The following is a 418-nucleotide window of genomic DNA, read 5'->3' as shown; positions in this document are numbered from 1 at the left end:
GTATCGCCGGCATGGATTGCATAATAAAATTGCAGTACCCAGGCATCCATGGCATTGAGTCTTTGTTCATTGCCTAAAAATATTGAAATGGCAATTTCCAGGCAGACCAAGAAAAGCGCCGTTCCCGCGCCGCCGCCGGCTTCCGGTGATCCCCTGGCTTGCGCTGGCCCGCAGGCGGACGATCCGCAGGCGCGGGTGCGCCAGCGCACGGTCGCCCTGCTGCAGGCGCTGGCGCCCGACGAGGGCTACAACCTGACGGCGCTGCCCGACGTGCGCCTGCTGCGCTCGAACCGCCCGCTGAAGTCCGTGCCGGTGCTGTACGACCCCGGCATCGTGATCGTGTGCCAGGGCCGCAAGCGCGGCTACTTCGGCGGCGACACCTATCTTTACGATGCGCGCCACTGCCTGGTCGTCTCGG

At 64.4% G+C, this 418-nt stretch carries 2 protein-coding genes; one reads left to right on the top strand and one right to left on the bottom strand.

Going from position 1 to position 418, the window contains the following annotated elements; all coding sequences use genetic code 11:
* On the bottom strand, positions 1 to 209 hold a 209-nt coding region (locus N801_RS22260), incomplete at its 3' end, for a hypothetical protein (RefSeq protein WP_211254770.1).
* On the opposite strand from N801_RS22260, the gene N801_RS22255 reads away from it, so the two are divergent.
* Positions 196 to 418 (top strand): AraC family transcriptional regulator (locus tag N801_RS22255; RefSeq protein ID WP_035941163.1); only part of this gene is annotated, 223 nt, incomplete at its 3' end. The genes N801_RS22260 and N801_RS22255 overlap by 14 nt on opposite strands.

Origin of the sequence: Knoellia aerolata DSM 18566 (assembly GCF_000768695.1) — a bacterium.
In the GTDB taxonomy this organism is placed as follows: Bacteria; Actinomycetota; Actinomycetes; order Actinomycetales; family Dermatophilaceae; genus Knoellia; species Knoellia aerolata.
Note: the sequence above shows the minus strand (reverse complement) of the source record. Positions and strands in the feature narration are given on the sequence as shown.